The organism is Klebsiella sp. GL120222-02 (assembly GCF_003097195.1).
Classification (GTDB): domain Bacteria; phylum Pseudomonadota; class Gammaproteobacteria; order Enterobacterales; family Enterobacteriaceae; genus Klebsiella; species Klebsiella variicola.
Window position 1 is genome coordinate 908,240 of sequence record NZ_QEQO01000002.1, and the last position, 18,317, is coordinate 926,556.

Genomic DNA, 18,317 nt, shown 5'->3' on the forward strand with positions numbered 1-18,317 from the left:
TTTTATTATTTAAGGAGCAACATATGGGACATCCTTCCGTTTACCCGACCAGCGCCACCCTTTACGATCCGCAGCGCGCCTGGAGCGGCTACACCCTTTTCCAGGCCACCGAACACGGCGCGGTACTGGTGGATATGAATGGTCACGTGGTGCGGGAATGGCCTGAACTGCATGGGTTTCCCAACAAAATTCTGCCCGGCGGCGCCATCCTTGGCCACAGCGGCGAGCGCGACCCGCGCTATGGCATGCAGGATATGCTCGATCTGATCCAGGTGGACTGGGAGGGCAACGTGACCTGGAAATTCGACCACTACGAACAGGTCAGCGACCCTGGCAATGAAACGCGTTGGATGGCGCGCGCTCATCACGACTATCAGCGAGCGGGTAACCCCGTCGGCTACTACGCGCCGGGGCTGGAGCCGCAGGTCGATGGCGGCAATACCCTGATCCTCGCCCACACCAATCTGGTGAATGAAGCGATCTCCGACAAGCTGCTGCTGGACGACACCATTATTGAAGTCGACTGGCAGGGCAATGTGGTCTGGGAGTGGCGCTGCAGCGACCATTTTCATGAGCTGGGCTTCGACGATGCGGCGCGCACCGCGCTGTACAATAACCCGAATATGCGCGCCAGCGGCGGCGGAATGGGCGACTGGATGCATATCAACTCGATGTCGGCGCTGGGGCCGAATAAATGGTATGACGCCGGCGATGCGCGCTTTCATCCCGACAACATTATCTGGGACGCCCGCGAATCCAATATTATCGCCATTATCGATAAGCAGAGCGGCAAAATAGTCTGGCAGCTCGGCCCGGACTACAGCAAACCGGAGCTGAAGCACATCGGCTGGATCATCGGCCAGCATCATGCGCATATGATCCCCCAGGGGTTGCCGGGGGCGGGCAATATCCTGATTTTCGACAACGGCGGTTGGGCCGGATACGGTGCGCCTAACCCGGCATCGGCGGATGGGGTGAAAAACGCCTGGCGCGATTATTCACGGATCCTTGAGATCAACCCGCTGACCCTCGATATTGAGTGGCGCTACTCGCCTTATGAAGCGGACCTGCCGCAGCCGACTGATTCATACCGCTTCTACAGCCCGTATATCAGCAATATGCAGCGCCTGGAAAATGGCAATACGTTGATTAACGAAGGTTCGAACGGCCGTATTTTTGAAGTGACCCGCGATCACGACATTGTCTGGGAATATATTTCGCCGTTCTGGGGCAAGACGCTGAATAATAATATGGTTTACCGCGCCTACCGCATTCCTTACGCGTGGATCCCGCAGCTTGCGCAACCGCAGGAGACGCCGATTGCGGCAGTTGATGTCCGCACTCTGCGTCAGCCGGGCGCGGCGGCGGCGGGCCCGGCGCAGAGCGTGGTGCGCGTGGCGGGCGTACAGCCGTACAGTAAAAGCGCCGATGCGCTGTGCGTCGCAACCGATAACGATACGCTGCGCCGCAGTCCGAAGCTGTTCCGCGTTGCGGAAAGCGCATTCCGGCCGATAAGCGCGGCGAGTGAACTGGAGGGTGAACGACCCGTGCTGCTGTTCGTTGGCGCGGAGCGCTGTGTGCACTGCCGTAAACACTGGCAGCTACTGGCCCATGAAAAACTCAGCCAGCGGATTGCTCAGTTTGAAACGCGCTATCTGGATGCCGACCTGCATCAGGAACTGGCCAGCGACCTCGGCGTACGCGGCCTGCCGACGCTGCTGTTGATAACATCGGGGCAGCCGATATCGCGCGCACCGACGCAATACTCAGTGGAAAGTCTGCTCAACTGGTTGAACAGTGTCAGCCTGTGATGCTATCCGGGTAAGAGGATAACTGTGGCGCTGCGGCTTGCAGCGCCAGTTTCTCCCTCTCTCCCTCTCTGGCTACAGCAGAAAGCGCACTTTTCTGGCAGTATAGCCGACTGATACCAGGTCCAACCCTCTGAAAGCGAAGCATCAGAAGATCTCATCTGCTGGGTTTTTGTCATGATGCTCAACGTATTCGGCAATCATGCCATCCGGATGCCGAACCAGCATGTTCCAGCCGGTGGGCACGGCCTTCACCGGATTGATAATCGTTGCTCCGGTGGAAGGCAGATGTTTCTCCCAGGCGGTAATGTCGTTGACCAGGAAAGTGGCCTCGGTGGCGCGAAAAGGCGCCAGGCTTTGCTCGGTTCCGCCGATTAAAAGCACTGAACCCACCTGCGCCAGTTTGAGATCGTATTCGGGATAGTCGAAACGCAACCTGGCCGTCTGCGCGATAAGGTTTTCATAAAACGAAACGGTCTCTTCAAAGCGGGTAATCAGCACGCATCGACGGACCAGGATATTGAGGACTTTCATTACGCCTCCTTCGCCATTGACTGAGAGTTAGCGTAGCAGCCCTGAGGTGGAAAGGCATGCTTAAGCGTTTTGGAGGTATTTCAACAACAGGCGTGGGTAGGCGAAGAAAAAGGGTTTGCGTAGCAGGGAAATATGCGTTTTTTTAACTCGTTACGAAGCGGTGCTGTATTATAACTTTATGATCACATAGGTAAGTCGCAAAATTGATACTGATATCAGATCATTTCCGCCTCGCCTAACAATTTGCATGGTTCGGAATTAAGCGAAAGCTCTGAGTTCAGACCCCTCCACCAACCGCTACCGGTGGTCTGCTGCCTGCAGGCAACCTCAGCTACATTCGCAATGTATCAATGACCGCTCTCAGCGCGGGCGACACATTGCGGTGCGGGTAATAGAGAAATGAACCTTCCAGACGCTGGCTATAACGCTGGAGCACCCGGATAAGTGTGCCCTGGGCTAGATCGTCGGTAATCAGCTCTTCCGGGACATAGGCCAGCCCCAGACCGAGCCTCGCCGCTTTGGCCTCCATATAGCTATCGGCGAAAGCCCACTGTCCCTGAGGCGGGTGGGCGATTTTTTTGCCATCCACATTAAGTTCCCAGGCGTAAAGGCTGCCGTCGCCGAACTGATAAGCGATGCAGGGGTGGGCGACTAAATCGGCGGGCGTTTGTGGAAAGCCGTAGCGGCGAAAATGTTCCGGGGTACCGACAACAGCCATCTCCATATCGGGCGAAATGCGTACCGCAATCATACCACTCCCGACTTCCGGGCCCAGACGCACGCCCGCATCGAATCGCTCCGCAATAATATCGACAAACCGGCTTTCGCTGATCAGTTCCAGTCTGATATCGGGATAGCGGTGTTTAAATACTGCCAGCTTCGGCAGCAGGACTTTATCAATGGCATGCTGGCTGGCATTGATGCGTACCGTACCGGAGGGCGTTTGACGATAGTGGGCCAGCGTGGCGAGTCCCATATCTAAGGCGTCGAAACCGGATTCGACATTGTGATAGAGCTGCTCACCCGCCTGAGTGAGCGACAACCGGCGGGTGGTGCGCACCAGAAGCTGAACGCCCAGCCGCTCTTCGAGTTCGCGAACCGCACGGCTTACCCCGGACTGCGCCAGGCCAAGTCGTTGCGCTGCGGCGGTAAAACTGCCTTCCCGCACCACCTGCATAAACAGATAAAGGTCATTATAGTTTTCCCGTTTCGCCATTCTCCCGCCTCGTCACCCGCATGCCATTTAGAACAATATGGTATTAATCTTAGCATTTTTCACCCCCTAATAAGAACCATTACTGCTGGCTACACTAAGCGCACGACAACAAAGCACAGCAGCGTTGTCTACTGAAGACTTGCATTGATCACGTTTATTTAGGGGAATTTTGATGACGGTTTTCACCAAAAAACTGACAGCCGCGATACCCGCCATGCTGCTTTGCGCCTCATTAACTGGAGTCACAACGATGAGCTCTGCTGAGACAACTAACCCGAATGCGCCTGTTTCATTGATTGAAAAATGGGATAAAACGTTTGCTGAGAGTTCGAAAGTGGATCACCGTAAGGTGACCTTCCAGAACCGCTACGGGATAACCTTAGTTGGCGATCTCTACCTGCCGAAGGATCGCGGTGAACGCAAACTGGCCGCCATTGCCGTTAGCGGTCCCTTCGGGGCGGTGAAAGAGCAGTCCAGCGGCCTGTATGCCCAGACGCTGGCCGGACAAGGATTTGTCACCCTGGCGTTTGATCCGTCCTATACGGGCGAGAGCGGTGGTTACCCACGCAACATGGCCTCACCGGATATCAATACCGAGGATTTCAGTGCCGCGGTGGACTTTCTGGGCCTGCAAAAAGAGGTGGATCGCAACCGTATCGGTTTGCTCGGCATTTGCGGCTGGGGCGGTATGGCCCTAAACGACGCGGCGATGGATACCCGCGTCAAAGCGGTGGCGACCAGCGTCATGTATGACATGAGCCGCGCGATGGGTCATGGGGTAGGCGATGGCAAAGATCGCTACTCGACAGCCGACCGCCGAGCGGTTCTGCAGTATTTGAACGCGCAGCGCTGGAAGGATGCGGCAAACGGCACTTTTGCCCCCGGTGGGCATGACATATATGTTGATGATAAAGGCAACGTCAGCGCTGCCGATCGTATTTTGCCGGAAACCTTGCCCGCCAACCCCAATCCGGTCCTGAAAGAGTTCTTCGATTATTACCGTATGCCGCGAGGTTTCCATGCGCGTTCGGTTAATTCAACCGGGGCTTGGAATGCGACGATGCCGCTGTCGTTTATGAATATGCCGCTGCTGAGTTACGCCAGCGAAGTGACTATTCCGACGCTTATTGTGACCGGCGAACAAGCCCATTCACGCTATTTTGCCGAAGATGCCTTTAAGGCGATCGGCAGTAAAGAGAAAGCGCTGGTGATTGTCCCTGGCGCAAACCACGTCGATCTCTATGACAACGTCGCGGGCAAAATTCCCTTTGCTACATTCACTCAATTTTTCAAAACCAACCTGCAATAGCTCTCCTGTGCCGGAGACATCCCCAAAGCCGCCTGCAGGCGGCTTTGTTTTGTCGGAGATAAATAATGTCTGGATTACATAACACCCGCGCATACTGGAGCGGCGTCCTGGCGATGACGCTCTGCGTATTTGTGCTCATTGCCTCAGAGTTTATGCCGGTCAGTCTGTTGACACCCATCGCGGGTGATTTACACATTACCGAGGGATTAGCAGGCCAGGGGATCGCGCTTTCTGGCGCGCTGGCGGTATTGACCAGCCTGACGATTTCCCGTCTTACCGGGTCGCTGGACCGTAAATGGCTGTTGCTGGGGCTCACGGCGTTGATGGCGGCCTCAGGATTGATGATTGCCCTGGCGTCCAGTTTCCCGGTTTATATGCTGGGCAGAGCGCTCATCGGGATCGTCATCGGCGGCTTCTGGTCGATGTCGGCGGCAACGGCCATTCGGCTGGTGCCGCAACGCCAGGTCCCCCGCGCACTGGCCATCTTTAACGGCGGTAACGCGCTGGCCACCGTTGTGGCAGCGCCGCTGGGCAGCTACCTGGGGGCCACTGTCGGCTGGCGCGGTGCCTTTTTATGTCTTGTTCCGCTGGCGATGGTAGCCTTCATCTGGCAATGCGTTAGCCTGCCGTCGATGAAAAGCCAGCGCGCACCACAGCGGCAGGGAACCGTGCTGCGTCTGTTCCGCCGCTCGACGGTATCCCTTGGATTGCTGGCCTGCGGGCTGTTCTTTATGGGGCAGTTTACCTTATTTACCTATGTGCGACCGTTTCTGGAGACGGTGACCCGGGTCAGTTCTTCTGGTCTGCCCCTGATATTACTGGCGATTGGCGTCGCTGGTTTTGTCGGCACGCTGATCATTTCGACCGTTCTGCACGCCCGGTTTTATCCGACGCTGGTGGCTATCCCTTTGATTATGGCTGCGATTGTCGGAGCGCTTTTGCTGGCCGGGCACCATACCGGTGCTGTCACCGTACTGTTAAGCCTGTGGGGCCTGCTGGCGACGGCGGCGCCCACCGGCTGGTGGACATGGATTGCGCGGACGCTGCCCGAAGATGCGGAGGCGGGCGGTGGTCTTATGGTTGCTGTGATCCAGCTATCGATTGCCCTCGGGTCAACGGCAGGCGGCCTGGTGTTTGATAGTCTGGGATGGCACAGCACGTTTGCACTGAGCGGTCTGTTATTGCTGGGCGCGGCAGGGGGGACTTTTCTGCTCTCTGTCAAAATCAGATCATCTCAGCGCACTGCGATTAATGAATTGAATGCATAAGTCAAATCAGGAATGACAGGCTAATCGTGACCGCGTTCTTGTCTTACCATGATGTTTTAACAAGAGGGGAGCTTCATCGTGGAATATTCTGTATTAAGTAACAACCTTAAAATGCCGATGCTGGGTTTTGGCGTTTTTAAGGTGACCGATAAAGCAGAGTGTAAGCAGTCAGTGCTGAACGCCATTCGTACCGGCTACCGCCTTATCGATACCGCTGCCGTCTACGATAATGAAGATGCGGTGGGTGAAGCCGTTCGCGAAGCCATCGCCGAAGGTCTGTGTACCCGTGAGGCGCTGTTTATAACCTCCAAACTGTGGGTCCAGGACATGGCCAACACCGGGATGGCGAAAGCCGGGATTGCCGCGTCCTTAAAAAAATCCGGGCTGGAATATTTCGATCTCTATCTGTTGCATCAGGCGATGGGCGATTATTTCAGCGCCTGGCGCGCGCTGGAAGACGCGTATGAAGCCGGGAAGCTGAAAGCGATTGGCGTCTCCAATTTCTACCCCCATGTGTTAGCTAACTTCTGCGAAACTGTCAGAATCAGGCCGATGGTGAACCAGGTTGAACTGCATCCTTATTTCGCGCAGCCTGCGGCGCTGGAAACCATGAAGCATTATCACGTTCAGCCGGAAGCGTGGGCGCCGTTAGGCGGTGGCAGACATAATCCGTATCAAGAGGCGATGCTGCAGGGGATTGCCGATGCCCATCAAAAAACCATTGCACAGGTCATCCTGCGCTGGAACGTGCAGCGTGGCGTCACGGTGATCCCTAAATCCACCCGCCAGGAGCGTATTGAAGAGAACTTTGCCATCTGGGATTTCTCGCTCACCACGAGCGAAATGGCGCAGATCGGCGCCCTGGATTTAGGTTACGTTGGCGAAGCGGTGAAACACTTTAACCCTGAATTTGTTCGCGGCTGTCTGGGGGTGAAAATCCACGACTGAGAGGAGCTTAGCGTGAAGCCGCCTGCGCTCTGCGCCGCAGCCACAAGTGGCAGCCTGTGATCGCCTCAGCCAGCGCGTCGCGCAGAGCGTCAGACACGGTTTGGTCGGGCGACGTCGCCTGGCTCTCCAGCTGCTGGAGCACCCCGGCAAGGCGTTGAAAGCCGAGGGTGACCGCCTCGCCGCGCAGCTTGTGGGCGGTACGGCGCAGCGTCTCCCGGTCATTGGCGTCAATGGCGTGGGTAAGGGCCGCCGTTGCGGCGTCAAGCCCTTCAGCGAAGAATCCCAGCAACTCCTCGACCAGCTCAGGATCGTCTGCGCACTGTTTTAGCAGGTGGGCCTCGTCCGGCAGGCCTTTCTCTTCCTCCAAACCGCTATCTTCCGCTGCGCCGACGCGGGCGATGGCTTCCCGTAGCGCCTCCTGACTCACCGGTTTGGCGATATAGTCGTCGAAGCCCATCGCCAGACAGCGCTCTCTATCGCCCTGCATGGCGTGGGCGGTCATGGCCATCGCGGGCTGGTGCTCCCGGCCCCGCGCCAGCGTCTCTTCGCGCAGCAGGCGGATGGCGGTTTCACCGTCCATCTCCGGCATTTGCAGGTCGATCAGCAGGAGATCCCAGCAGGCGGCGCGCCAGCGCTCCAGCGCCTCCCGGCCGTTATTCACCACTTCGCAGCGGTGGCCAAGCTGTTCCAGCAGTCGTCTGGCGACCTTTTGATTCACCAGGTTATCTTCGGCCAGCAGGATATGCAGCCCGGCCTGGGCCCTGACCGGCGCCGCAACGGGGGCTGGCGCTGTTGTCGCTACTGGCGTGGGGACCAGAATCCCGGCGATAACCTGATGCAGTTCGCGCTGCGCCACCGGTTTATGCAGATAGTGGGCAATGCCGATGCGCTTGAGCATATTGGCGTCGAAATGGCGGCTCATGGAGCTGAGCATAATAATCTGGCTTTGCCGGGCTTCAGGCAGGGCGGAGAGCTCCAGCGCCAGGGATACGCCGTCCATATCCGGCATCTGTGCATCCAGCAGGATCAGCGGCCAGGGCGGCCCTTCGGCGGCCCGACGTAACGCCTCGCTGGCGTTGTCCACGCAGCTTGGCATCAGCCCCATCTGGCGAAGCATGGTGTCGAGCAGGCGCAGGTTGGTGCTGTTGTCGTCAACCACCAGCACCCGCTGGTGGTTGAAGCGGCTCAGCGGAGCGCTACCGGAGGCCGTGGCGTTCAGGCCTTCCAGCGGCAGGGTGAAGGCAAATTCGCTGCCCGCCCCGGGCTGGCTCTCCACCATCAGCTCGCCGCCCATCAGGCTGACCAGGCGGGCTGAAATGGTTAACCCCAGCCCGGTGCCGCCGTAGCGGCGGGTGGTAGAGCTATCGGCCTGGCTGAAGGCTTCGAAGATCGCCTTTTGCTTCTCCGGGGCGATGCCGATCCCGGTATCGCGAATGCGAAAGCGCCAGCGGCTTTCGTCGTCGGCCGGCGCTATCGCCAGCAGAACCTCCCCCTGATGTGTGAACTTCAGCGCATTACCCAACAGGTTAGTCAGGATTTGCCGCAGCCGGGGGCCATCGACGATCAGCACCTCCGGTACCGCAGGTGAGATGTCCACCAGCAGCTCAAGGCCCTTTTCGCTGGCGGCAGGCATATGCGGGCGGATCAGCGACTGGATAAAGGGGCGGATCTCCAGCGGCTCTTCGTCCACCTGCATCTTGCCCGACTCAATGCGTGAGAAATCAAGAATGTCGTTAATAATGTGCAGCAGCGACTGGGCTGAGCTCATCACCAGCGAAAGGTACTCCCGCTGCTCCGCGGTCAGCGGCGTATCGAGGCAGAGCTGCGTCATACCGAGAATGCCGTTCATCGGGGTGCGGATTTCGTGGCTCATATTGGCGAGGAAGGCGCTTTTCGCTTCGTTCGCCTCGCGGGCCTCCTTCGCCGCCTCAATGGCCAGCAGCTCTGCGGCTTTGCGCCGGGTAATATCCTGCAACGTCCCGATCACCCGCTCTGCCTGCTGCTGCATATTGAGGGTGACGATCTGCCCGGAGAGCAGCATCCAGCGCCAGCCCTGCGTTGGGTGCTGGACACGAAGTTCACATTCAAAAACCGGCATATGCTCGTTTTGCGAGGCAATCATCGCCTGTTGCAGGGTAGCGCGATCTTCCTCGTGGACCAGATTGAGCATAAAACGCAGCGGATAGCGCCACTGTGCCCGCGACTGGCCGACCATCGCCAGCAGGGTGTCATTCACCTGCAGGTTGTCGTGGGAGACCTGCCAGTCCCAGATACCGATCTGGATCGACTCCGCAGTGAATAAAAAATCGTCGTGAAGCTGGTGACGTGCGCGTCGGGCCTCGTCAAGCTCAGTGATGTCGGTATGCAGACTGACAATTCCACCATCCGCCAGCCGCTGATGCTGAACGTAAATCCGGCGGTTGCCCGACTGGCGGACCTCGCAGTGGTTCGTCTGGCGGCAGTTGCGGATAATCGTCTCGCGTAGCGTCTGTTGCCGACCAGGGTCGATGTTATACCCTGCATCGATGAACTTCTCCGCCAGGCTCTCAAGGGGAGCGCCGACGGCGAGCCAGGGCGCGATCGCGGGATAAAACAGCGCCACCTTATCATTCCAGGCCTGCAGTCGTTCGCGCTCATCGTAGATCATCACCGCTGAGGGCAGGACGTTGAGGTCGACACGGTTAGCGGCGCGCATGATCAGTGACCTGCGGTCTGATAGTGGAGCTCCGCCTGGCGGCGTAGATACTCAAGACCAGGGGCGATCGCCATTGCCCATGCAGTGAGGATCTCTTCATCGCACAGTGGATCGCTGGCGCGGACGGTTTTGAGCATGGCTTCTCGCCACAGGGCAAAAAACCGCGGTGGCAGACGCAGGCCTTCCTCGCTCTGCGCTCGCGCCAGCCGTTCCAGAAAATCGGGTACAAAGAGGTCGCCGTTGACCGCCAGCATGGCGAAAAAGCTCTTAAAGATCATCTGCTGGCCTTCCTCGCCCGGGCGTCGTGAGAAGTGCTGCTCCGTCTCGGGCGACATATGGATAAAGGTGCTGTAGAAGGCCTGAAAAAAGCGCTTTTTATCGTGCTCCGGTACGACGCGATTCAGGCTGGCTTCAAAAAGATCGCGATAAAACTTCATGGTGCGTTCCTCATGACCCGTTCGCCCGGCAGCGGCCGGGCGGGTTAGGATCCGCAGGCGACACGCGCTGGCCATGCATGAGTTTTCCCCTTACAGGATTTCCTCGTTGCCATTCTGCGGAAAAGCGGGCCGCCGCTCACCCGTCTTTATCCAGCATCAGCCACACGATACTTTTGCTGACCAGCCATTTATCGCCGGTTTGTCGCTAAAGTCGATTGGCGTTGCCGTCAGGTTGGAGTATAGCCTGGTTGACAACCCCATTGCTGATGAGCAAGCCAACCCGCTACTGACTAAACTGATAGCGTACAGCGGCAAGTTTCGTGAAGGAATGATCAGCCTTATCTGGTTCCTGCCGATTTAGGAGGCGCGATGTCGGCACAGCACGTCCTGATTGTTGAAGATTCGCTGGTTTATCGTCGGTTGCTAAGCCGGATGTTGACGCAGTGGGGCTATATCGTCAGTGAGGCGGAAAACGGCGTCGCCGCGCTGGCGATCCTCGAAAACCAGCCCGTCAGCCTGGTGATTAGCGACTGGGAAATGCCGGAGATGAATGGCCTGACGCTGTGCCGGGAAGTTCGCCGTCGCCAGTTTGGTCACTACGTTTATCTGATATTGCTTACCGCTCGCGAAGATCCTGGCGATTTAACGCAAGGGTTTGCGGCAGGGGCCGATGATTTTCTCAGCAAACCGGTGGAGCAGAGCGAACTGCGGGCGCGGCTGCACGCCGGGGCGCGGATCCTCTCCCTTGAAGCCGACCTCGCCGCGCGCAATACGCGGCTAAGTGAAGCGCTGCGGCAGATTGAACAGGATCTGGAGCTGGCGGCGCGCATTCAGCAGTCGGTTCTCCCGGCTCATCAGCTGTGCTATCAGGGTTTTTTCTCCGACTGGATTTTCCTGCCGTCGGCCTGGGTATCGGGGGATATTTTTAATGTTTTCCCGCTGGGGGAGCATCTCGGATTTTACTGTGTGGATGTCTCCGGGCACGGCGTGGGGGCGGCGATGATGTCGCTTGCCGTCGCCCGCCAGTTTCTGCATGGCAGGGCGGTTGAGCGTTTTCTTTTCTCTGCTGATAACCAGCCGGCATCACCTGCCGAGGTAGTGCAGATCCTGAATGGTCGTTTTTGTAGCGACGAGGCAGAGATTGTCAGCTATTTCACCCTCATCTATGGCGTCATCGACCTCACAACCGGTGAGGGGAAACTGTGTCAGGCCGGGCATCCCACGCCGTTTATCGTCACCGTGGATGGAGGTGTGCGCTCGGTCGGTAGCGGTGGGGCGCCGGTGGGGTTGATAAACCATCTCTCATGGGCAGATGTCAGTTTCTCGCTGGCGCCGGGAGAGCGGCTTTGCCTGTTCAGCGACGGTATCACCGAATGTGAAAACCGGAGCGGTGAACAGTTTGGCGAAGCGCGTTTACAAGCGTGGCTGCAGGACAGCGTGACGCAGCCGCTGCCCGCGCTGCTGCCGCGGTTTGCCCGGTACTTGATCCACTGGCGCAATGGCGACGCGCAGGAGACCCAGGCGATGGCCGATGATGTTTCACTTTTGATTATTGAACGTACAGGGGACAGTGATGAAAATTGAAACCGAACGGCAGGCCACGGTCACGATCCTGACGCCGGCGGTGCGTCGGCTGGATGCTTCCGTCGCGGTGGCCTTTAAAGCGGCAGTCGCCCAGGAGATAGGCGAATCTCGCACCGATTTGATTGTTGATTTCAGCAAAATTGCACAGCCAAATGAGTGACGTGCCCGTGAATAGCAAAATGATGTTTCCTGCCGAACTCACCTCGCTTTCACCGCTGGCGGAGTGGCTTGCCCAGCAAATGGCGCCGCTGCCTGTTGCGGACGAGTGGCGCTTCGCGCTCGATCTCGCTGCCTGTGAAACGGCAACGAATATTATTCGCTATGCGCTGCATGAGGATCGGGAAAGTCGTTTTGGTGTGGAATTTAGGGTCGCGGACCGACGGGTGACGCTGCGCTTTACCGACGCGGGGGAAACCTTTCCCGCCGAGCGCCTGGCGCTGGCGCGTGGTGATGAGCATTTCGATGTCGATCCGTTAGCGGAAAGCGGTAGAGGCTTGCGGCTTATTCTGTGTGCGGTGGACTTTTTTGACGTTGAAATGAATGCAGGGAAAAATATTACCACCCTGATAAAAGCGTTGCCTGATCCCGCTGTTAATTATTCAACCGACAAAAATGGCGGTTGAGAAAAAGACGTCATCCGCCTGGCGGATAACAGGCATGCTTTACCCGCGCATACTTATTGTTGTGCCTGCGCAGTAGACTGCGCGCCCAGATGACGAGGGCGGATAGCATCAAATGTCATCATCGCCGATTTGCAGAAAATGCATTTCGCACCAAAGGGATTTTTTTCCGTCACATCAAACTGGGACGTTCTGTACTGGGAGCCATGGCAGCATGGGCATCTAAAATGGATATGTTCAATCATAATGTAAACCTTGTATGGGTAATGTTCTGTTGAAAAGACAAAGGTCGTTTTCAGGAAAATTAACGCGGCTATTTTTTGTTAGTGGTAAGCCGGGTTTTGGGTCAGATGGCGGCTTATTTCGTGAGCCGATAGGGGATCTGACAGGGCCTGTTTACAGAAAAAGCAAAATACTAACGGGACTGCTCAAAGGAAGGTGGTATCAGGGATAACGCCTGGAGATGAGAACTCGTACTCAGATAATAACTTTTCGTCTGGTAAATCGACACGACGATTAACGCACGTGCCGCGAATAATAGCAAATATTATTTTAGCCTTCCGGATGCCTGCTGCACCAGGGGAGGCTTCATCAGCGCCGTCACCCAGTCGATAAATACCTGTACCCGGGCAGAGAGCTGCCGATTACTGGGATAGAGCAGGGAGAGCGGGAGCGGCGCAGGGCGAAAATCGGCCAGCACTTCCGTTAACACGCCCGACGCCAGATCGGCCTCAAGGCGGGGCAAGGGGGCCTGATACAGGCCAAAGCCAAGCCTTGCCGCTTCGGCGCCAACGTCGGCATCGGAGGTCAGCAGCCGACAGGGCAAACTGACCTCGCTCTGGCCGCCATCCTGGGTAAAGCTCAGCGGCAAGGTACGTTGCGTGCGCGATGAAACAAACCCGATCATCACGTGGCCCGTCAGTCCTTCAATCGTATGCGGGGTACCGTACCGGGCGAGGTAGGCCGGACTGGCGCAGGTGATTTCCTGCAGCCTGGCGAGCGGCCGGCAAATCATCTCGCTGTCGGGGAGATGGCCGCCGCGAATGACGCAGTCGACCCCTTCGCGAACCAGATCGACGTCGCGCTCGCTTTCACCGATCTGCAGCGTCATGGCAGGATAGCGGGCGAGAAACTGTGGCAGCGCGGGCAGCAGCAGGGTTCGCGCCAGATTGCCCGCCACGTCCACGCGGATAATACCGGCAATGCTCCCCCCGGCGCTGCGGTTGGCCTCCTCAAGGGTCGCCAGAATAGCCACGCAGCGCTGATAATACAGCGAGCCCTCCGCCGTCGGTCGTACGTGCCGGGTGGTGCGCTGCAGCAGCCGCGCCCCGAGACTGGCCTCCAGCGCCTTAATGGCCGCGGTCGCCACCGGCCGGGAAAAACCCAGATCCGCGGCGGCGGCGCTGAACGAACCTCGTTCGACGATGCGCACGAACAGGGTCAGGGTATCCAGTTTATCCATGGCATTGTTCCAGCTGGCAAAACAATCCTGTCGCGCAACGCGGTCTTATCGTCGGCATGCAGAAGCCTATAATCGCTCATGTTTTCAGCAGAGATAAAGGGGGAAACATGAACAATAGCGCAAAAATTGCCCTGGTGACAGGCGGCAGTCGCGGCCTGGGGCGCGCGACCGTTGAAGCGCTGGCTCAGCGCGGCGTGAATGTGGTATTGACCTATAACGCGCATTTTGCCGAGGCGAACGAGGTGGTCGCGCGGGTTGAAGCTCAGGGTTCGCGGGCGATTGCGTTGCCCTTCAGCGCCGGCGAAACCGATACCTTTGAGGGATTTGTCAGCGCCTTTCAGGAGGCGCTGGCGGAGCTGGGGGCCGATCGGTTTCATTACCTGGTCAATAATGCCGGCAACGCCAGCGGCATGGGTTTTCTTAACGCTACGGAAGCGGAATTCGATGCGCTGTATCGTATCCACGTGAAGGGCGTTTTTTTCCTCAGCCAAAAACTATTGCCGCTGATGGCCGATGGCGGACGGATAGTGAATGTCTCGTCCGGGCTAACCCGTATCGTGATGGCGAACCGGGCGCCCTATGCGATCATGAAGTCCGCGGTGGAAACCCTGACCCGCTATATGGCGTTTGAGCTGGGCAGTCGCGGAATTACGGTGAACTGCGTGGCGCCCGGCGCCATCGCCACCGATTTCAGCGGCGGGGTGGTGCGGGATAACCCGCAGGTCGCTCAGGCGGTGGCGAACATGACGGCGCTGGGTCGACCGGGGGTGCCAGAGGATATCGGGCCGATGATCGCCTCGCTGTTATCCGATGATCATCGCTGGGTGAATGCCCAGCGCATTGAGGTTTCCGGGGGAATGCGGATCTGAGCGAAGAAAACCGGGGCTGTTTTCATCCGTAGTCAATCGATATGTCAGTGGATGCCGATATAGCGCGACGCTGTGCAGAGATAAGGAAATAAAAATCTGCCGCGTTGCTCGTTAAATATTAGTGATTGACCTTATTGCCTGAATGCGCAAGATTATTGTTGAATAAACAGTCAATATGCTAAATATATTTAATGTACTTATGAAAGGATTTAAGATATGGATTTTGAAAATGAATTGACCAGTAAGATCCTTGATCCCATTCACGGCACTATTCGTTTGACGACACTCGAGATTGCCTTTATCAATCACCCCCTGTTCCAGCGCTTACGCAACATTAAACAGAACTCTTTTTTATATAAGGTCTTTCCCTCTGCGGTGCACAGTCGCTTCGAACACTCTCTTGGTGTGCTTCATTTATCAAGTGAAATACTGAATAACTTACGCCTGAATGCGATACGGTATCAAAAGAAATATAATGATGGACATGTATTTTGTTATATCGATCAGATACCAAAACATAACATCCAGGAGTTGAGACTCGCTGCGCTGATGCATGACATCGGACACGGGCCTATATCGCACCAGTTTGATAGTTTTATGCCCAATAAGCAGGAATTATCCGATGTTCTGCCCAAAGCCTTCCATTCGGTCATCAATGTATTGAGCAAGCCAGATCAGAAAGTTGAACATGAACAGCTTTCGCTGTTGTTCAGCCTGATGATTTATCATGATCTGAGAACACAGGGTAAGGTCGATGACGAAATAAATATCGAAAATGTGTTAAAAATCATCGAAAAAAGATACGGTGACCAACAGATCATTGAGGAAATTAATGGAAAGGCAACAGATATCCTGCCGTTAATGACCTCGATCATCTCTTCCTGTCCTATCGATGCCGACCGGATGGATTACTTACTCAGAGATGGCTATTTCTCCGGCGTCAAGTGTGGTATCTACGATTACAATCGCTTGTTTATGTCAATTGTCCCGGTCGAGGAAAAGGGAAAATTGTACCTTGCTTACAAAGAGAGTGGGATTGATTCGATCGCTGAGTTTATTGGGGCGCGCTCCAGCCTTTTCTCGCAGGTGTATTACCATAAAACAAACCGCGCTTTTGCGACGATGTTGAGCACATTATGTGAGATTATGCAAAGCAAGGATCCACAAAATGTCATTATCTCTGACGTTACCGACCGTATCGTTGACCATAGCGATGAAAGTTTCATCGACGCGCTGAAGGAATTTTATTTGGCGTGCAGTGATGATTATTTTTTGAATGAAAAGGTTGGTGAATGGATAGATACCAGCGATACCGAAGCGGTTAATAAAAAAATACTTGATGACATTATTAACCGACACCCATGGTCGAAGGTCTATGAGGCCAAACACTCTGTGTATAAAGCTAACATCGCTGACAAGGAAAATAAGGCGTGGAAGAGTCAACTCACCGGGTTATTGACTTCTGTATTACAGCCTCATTTCAAACCACATGAATTTGCCGTTGATATTGTCTCCGACTGCGCCTTTAAAGACCTGGATAAAACCGAAGTTAAGCTTTTGGTGAAAGATCTTAAGAACCGCTACGAAATAAAACCGTTAATTGAATGTGGTGATAAGTTAAATCAGTATCAAATCATCAAATATTGCATTCGGGTATTTGTTGACCGCGATATCAAAGAACGCGTAACTCCTGAAATAATCTATAAAATCAATGACATAGTTGTCAAGCAGATCGCGTTGCTGAATTGATGATGCCCGTCAGGGCAGCGATAAATCTTTCAGGGGCTGGTTTTTTAACCGGCCCCTGAAGATAAGCGGTAAATCGTGGCGCATCCCCGCCATCGGTATAACTTACAACAGCGCGTTTACCCGAGACTAAACACCGCGCTGAGGCATAGATTCCCGCAGGGGAGCGGGTGGCTCAACAAAAACGCCGGCTCAGTATGGTTATTCCGCCAGCAGGGCGGCGAATTTCGCCAGCCACTGTGGATGAGCCGGCCAGGCGGGGGCGGTAACCAGGTTACCGTCCACATGCGCCTGGTCGATACCAATATCCGCATAGTGCCCACCGCTCAGGCGCACTTCCGGGGCACAGGCGGGATAAGCGCTGCAAGTGCGGCCCTGCAGAATACCGGCGGCGGCCAGCAGTTGCGGGCCGTGGCAGACGGCGGCGATAGGTTTACGCGCGGCGTCGAACGCCTGTACCAGTTTAATAACCTCCTCATTCAGGCGCAGATACTCCGGCGCCCGGCCACCAGGGATCACTAGCGCGTCATAGTCCTCGGCCTTCACCGCGGCAAAATTGGCGTTCAGGGTGAAGCGGTGCCCCGGCTTTTCGCTATAAGTCTGGGCGCCGTCAAAGTCATGGATCGCGGTCATGACATAGTCGCCAGCGGCTTTATCCGGGCAGACGGCATCGACCTGGTGGCCAATCATCTGCAGTGCCTGAAAAGGGACCATCGTTTCGTAATCTTCGGCATAATCGCCGACCAGCATCAGGATCTTCTTGCTCATCATTTTTACTCGTTGTGGGAGAAAGGTGTCTTAGATATAGCCTGGCGATCCGCAGAATGCGACCCCCTCAGGATGCCGAAGACGGTAGCGTGTGCATCTTGCTATCGGGGTCATGTTTTTTCTGGTAACGACAACTTTTGCCGACATCGCCGTGTGGTCAGTCACCCGGGAAAATAGCCTTTTTCAGCTACTGACGGCTGTCTGTGGTGGAAAATATCGCGGGTTCCGCAGGCCTGTGTGCCAGGGCTGTTGACGGTTCAGCGTGGACGAAAACAGGAGAAGTGGCTTAAATGCGTGCCTGATCTGCTAACGATAATATCAATTATCTCATGACAATATTATTCACGGGAATTGTCGCTATCATATTCATTTAATCTATTTTTTATCGCCTTGATGATATGTAATGTGAATATTCATGTGTTCAATGTTAATTGAAGGTGTTGGCTTTGAACTTTTTATTTGGCTGTAAGTCATTCATTGTTGTTACTATTAAAATAAACTTGTTTGCCTTGTGAATGCATTAAAGAAATATTCTTGTTAAGTTGATCGATAATCTGTTTTTGCTCTATTATCATCCGGTTTTTATCGTCAACTCTTCAATAATTATTCCTTAAGGAAAGGAACTGCTATGGCTGATACGTTCCAGAATGAAGTCCCCAGGGCGCGCATTAATCTCAAATTATCTCTTCATACCGGCGGCGCGCAGAAGAAGGTCGAACTGCCGCTGAAGCTGCTTACCATTGGCGATTTTAGTCATGGTAAGGAAAACCGGCCTTTATCGGAAAGAGAAAAGATCAACGTCAATAAAAATAACTTTAACAGCGTACTTTCGGAATTTAGCCCGGAGGTGAATCTCTCGGTGCCGAATACGCTGGCCGGTAACGGCGAAGAGGAGAATGTCAGACTGCGTTTTACCGATATCAAAGATTTTGAACCAGAGCAGGTTGCCCGGCAAATACCGCAACTCCGCGCCATGCTGGCGATGCGTAATTTATTACGCGATCTCAAATCCAATCTGCTTGATAACGCCACTTTCAGAAAAGAGCTTGAGGC

At 55.5% G+C, this 18,317-nt stretch carries 17 protein-coding genes and 1 pseudogene; 11 read left to right on the top strand and 7 right to left on the bottom strand.

Annotation, left to right across the window (positions count from 1 at the left end; all coding sequences use genetic code 11):
• Positions 1-23: 23 nt before the first annotated feature.
• Positions 24-1,811, top strand: coding sequence for an aryl-sulfate sulfotransferase (locus N438_RS09735; protein WP_071582729.1), 1,788 nt, complete (start codon positions 24-26; stop codon positions 1,809-1,811).
• Positions 1,812-1,955: 144 nt separating this feature from the next.
• Here N438_RS09735 and N438_RS09740 read toward each other — a convergent pair whose 3' ends face one another.
• Complete coding sequence (locus N438_RS09740) at positions 1,956-2,342, bottom strand: glyoxalase/bleomycin resistance/dioxygenase family protein (protein WP_012542004.1); 387 nt, start codon at positions 2,340-2,342, stop codon at positions 1,956-1,958.
• A gap of 331 nt (positions 2,343-2,673) precedes the next feature.
• Positions 2,674-3,558, bottom strand: coding sequence for a LysR family transcriptional regulator (locus tag N438_RS09745; RefSeq protein WP_023340007.1), 885 nt, complete (start codon positions 3,556-3,558; stop codon positions 2,674-2,676).
• 172 nt (positions 3,559-3,730) lie between these two features.
• Here N438_RS09745 and N438_RS09750 point away from each other — a divergent pair, with 172 nt between their 5' ends.
• The 3 genes from N438_RS09750 (at position 3,731) to N438_RS09760 (ending at position 7,083) form a co-directional block, all read left to right on the top strand.
• Positions 3,731-4,867: an alpha/beta hydrolase gene (locus N438_RS09750; protein WP_044612816.1), complete on the top strand. Its 1,137-nt coding sequence runs from the start codon at positions 3,731-3,733 to the stop codon at positions 4,865-4,867.
• 65 nt (positions 4,868-4,932) lie between these two features.
• Positions 4,933-6,135: an MFS transporter gene (locus N438_RS09755; protein WP_116696256.1), complete on the top strand. Its 1,203-nt coding sequence runs from the start codon at positions 4,933-4,935 to the stop codon at positions 6,133-6,135.
• Between the two features lie 78 nt (positions 6,136-6,213).
• Complete coding sequence (locus N438_RS09760) at positions 6,214-7,083, top strand: aldo/keto reductase (RefSeq protein ID WP_044612814.1); 870 nt, start codon at positions 6,214-6,216, stop codon at positions 7,081-7,083.
• Positions 7,084-7,090: 7 nt separating this feature from the next.
• On the opposite strand, the gene N438_RS09765 is transcribed toward N438_RS09760, so the two are convergent.
• On the bottom strand, positions 7,091-9,778 hold the full coding sequence (locus tag N438_RS09765) for a response regulator (RefSeq protein WP_116696257.1): 2,688 nt from the start codon (positions 9,776-9,778) through the stop codon (positions 7,091-7,093).
• Positions 9,779-9,780: 2 nt separating this feature from the next.
• Positions 9,781-10,215 (bottom strand): globin, encoded by a 435-nt coding sequence (locus tag N438_RS09770; RefSeq protein WP_012968418.1) that lies wholly within the window; start codon positions 10,213-10,215, stop codon positions 9,781-9,783.
• Between the two features lie 106 nt (positions 10,216-10,321).
• Here N438_RS09770 and N438_RS09775 point away from each other — a divergent pair, with 106 nt between their 5' ends.
• The 4 genes and pseudogenes from N438_RS09775 to N438_RS09790 all read left to right on the top strand — a co-directional run bounded on the left by N438_RS09775 (position 10,322) and on the right by N438_RS09790 (position 12,422).
• Positions 10,322-10,576, top strand: coding sequence for a hypothetical protein (locus tag N438_RS09775; protein ID WP_022064661.1), 255 nt, complete (start codon positions 10,322-10,324; stop codon positions 10,574-10,576).
• A gap of 8 nt (positions 10,577-10,584) precedes the next feature.
• Complete coding sequence (locus tag N438_RS09780; RefSeq protein ID WP_044612811.1) at positions 10,585-11,799, top strand: SpoIIE family protein phosphatase; 1,215 nt, start codon at positions 10,585-10,587, stop codon at positions 11,797-11,799.
• Positions 11,789-11,941 (top strand): annotated as a pseudogene (locus tag N438_RS09785) (anti-sigma factor antagonist); the annotation flags it as partial. The gene N438_RS09780 and the pseudogene N438_RS09785, both read left to right, overlap by 11 nt.
• Positions 11,942-11,951: 10 nt before the next feature.
• The gene (locus N438_RS09790; RefSeq protein WP_044612810.1) at positions 11,952-12,422 is read left to right on the top strand and encodes an ATP-binding protein; all 471 of its coding nucleotides are present in this window, start codon (positions 11,952-11,954) and stop codon (positions 12,420-12,422) included.
• Positions 12,423-12,475: 53 nt separating this feature from the next.
• Here N438_RS09790 and N438_RS09795 read toward each other — a convergent pair whose 3' ends face one another.
• Both N438_RS09795 and N438_RS09800 read right to left on the bottom strand, forming a co-directional pair.
• Positions 12,476-12,664, bottom strand: coding sequence for a hypothetical protein (locus tag N438_RS09795; RefSeq protein WP_008805199.1), 189 nt, complete (start codon positions 12,662-12,664; stop codon positions 12,476-12,478).
• A 302-nt stretch (positions 12,665-12,966) separates the two neighbouring features.
• The gene (locus tag N438_RS09800) at positions 12,967-13,881 is read right to left on the bottom strand and encodes a LysR family transcriptional regulator (protein ID WP_116696258.1); all 915 of its coding nucleotides are present in this window, start codon (positions 13,879-13,881) and stop codon (positions 12,967-12,969) included.
• Positions 13,882-13,988: 107 nt separating this feature from the next.
• On the opposite strand from N438_RS09800, the gene N438_RS09805 reads away from it, so the two are divergent.
• Both N438_RS09805 and N438_RS09810 read left to right on the top strand, forming a co-directional pair.
• Positions 13,989-14,750 (top strand): SDR family oxidoreductase, encoded by a 762-nt coding sequence (locus tag N438_RS09805; RefSeq protein ID WP_043876232.1) that lies wholly within the window; start codon positions 13,989-13,991, stop codon positions 14,748-14,750.
• Between the two features lie 216 nt (positions 14,751-14,966).
• The gene (locus tag N438_RS09810) at positions 14,967-16,499 is read left to right on the top strand and encodes an HD domain-containing protein (protein WP_032754175.1); all 1,533 of its coding nucleotides are present in this window, start codon (positions 14,967-14,969) and stop codon (positions 16,497-16,499) included.
• A 198-nt stretch (positions 16,500-16,697) separates the two neighbouring features.
• On the opposite strand, the gene N438_RS09815 is transcribed toward N438_RS09810, so the two are convergent.
• The gene (locus N438_RS09815) at positions 16,698-17,264 is read right to left on the bottom strand and encodes a DJ-1/PfpI family protein (protein ID WP_008805196.1); all 567 of its coding nucleotides are present in this window, start codon (positions 17,262-17,264) and stop codon (positions 16,698-16,700) included.
• Between the two features lie 628 nt (positions 17,265-17,892).
• Between N438_RS09815 and tssB the strand changes: the two genes are divergently transcribed.
• Positions 17,893-18,317, top strand: a 425-nt coding sequence (gene tssB / locus N438_RS09820) for a type VI secretion system contractile sheath small subunit (protein WP_116696259.1), incomplete at its 3' end; no start/stop codon positions are given.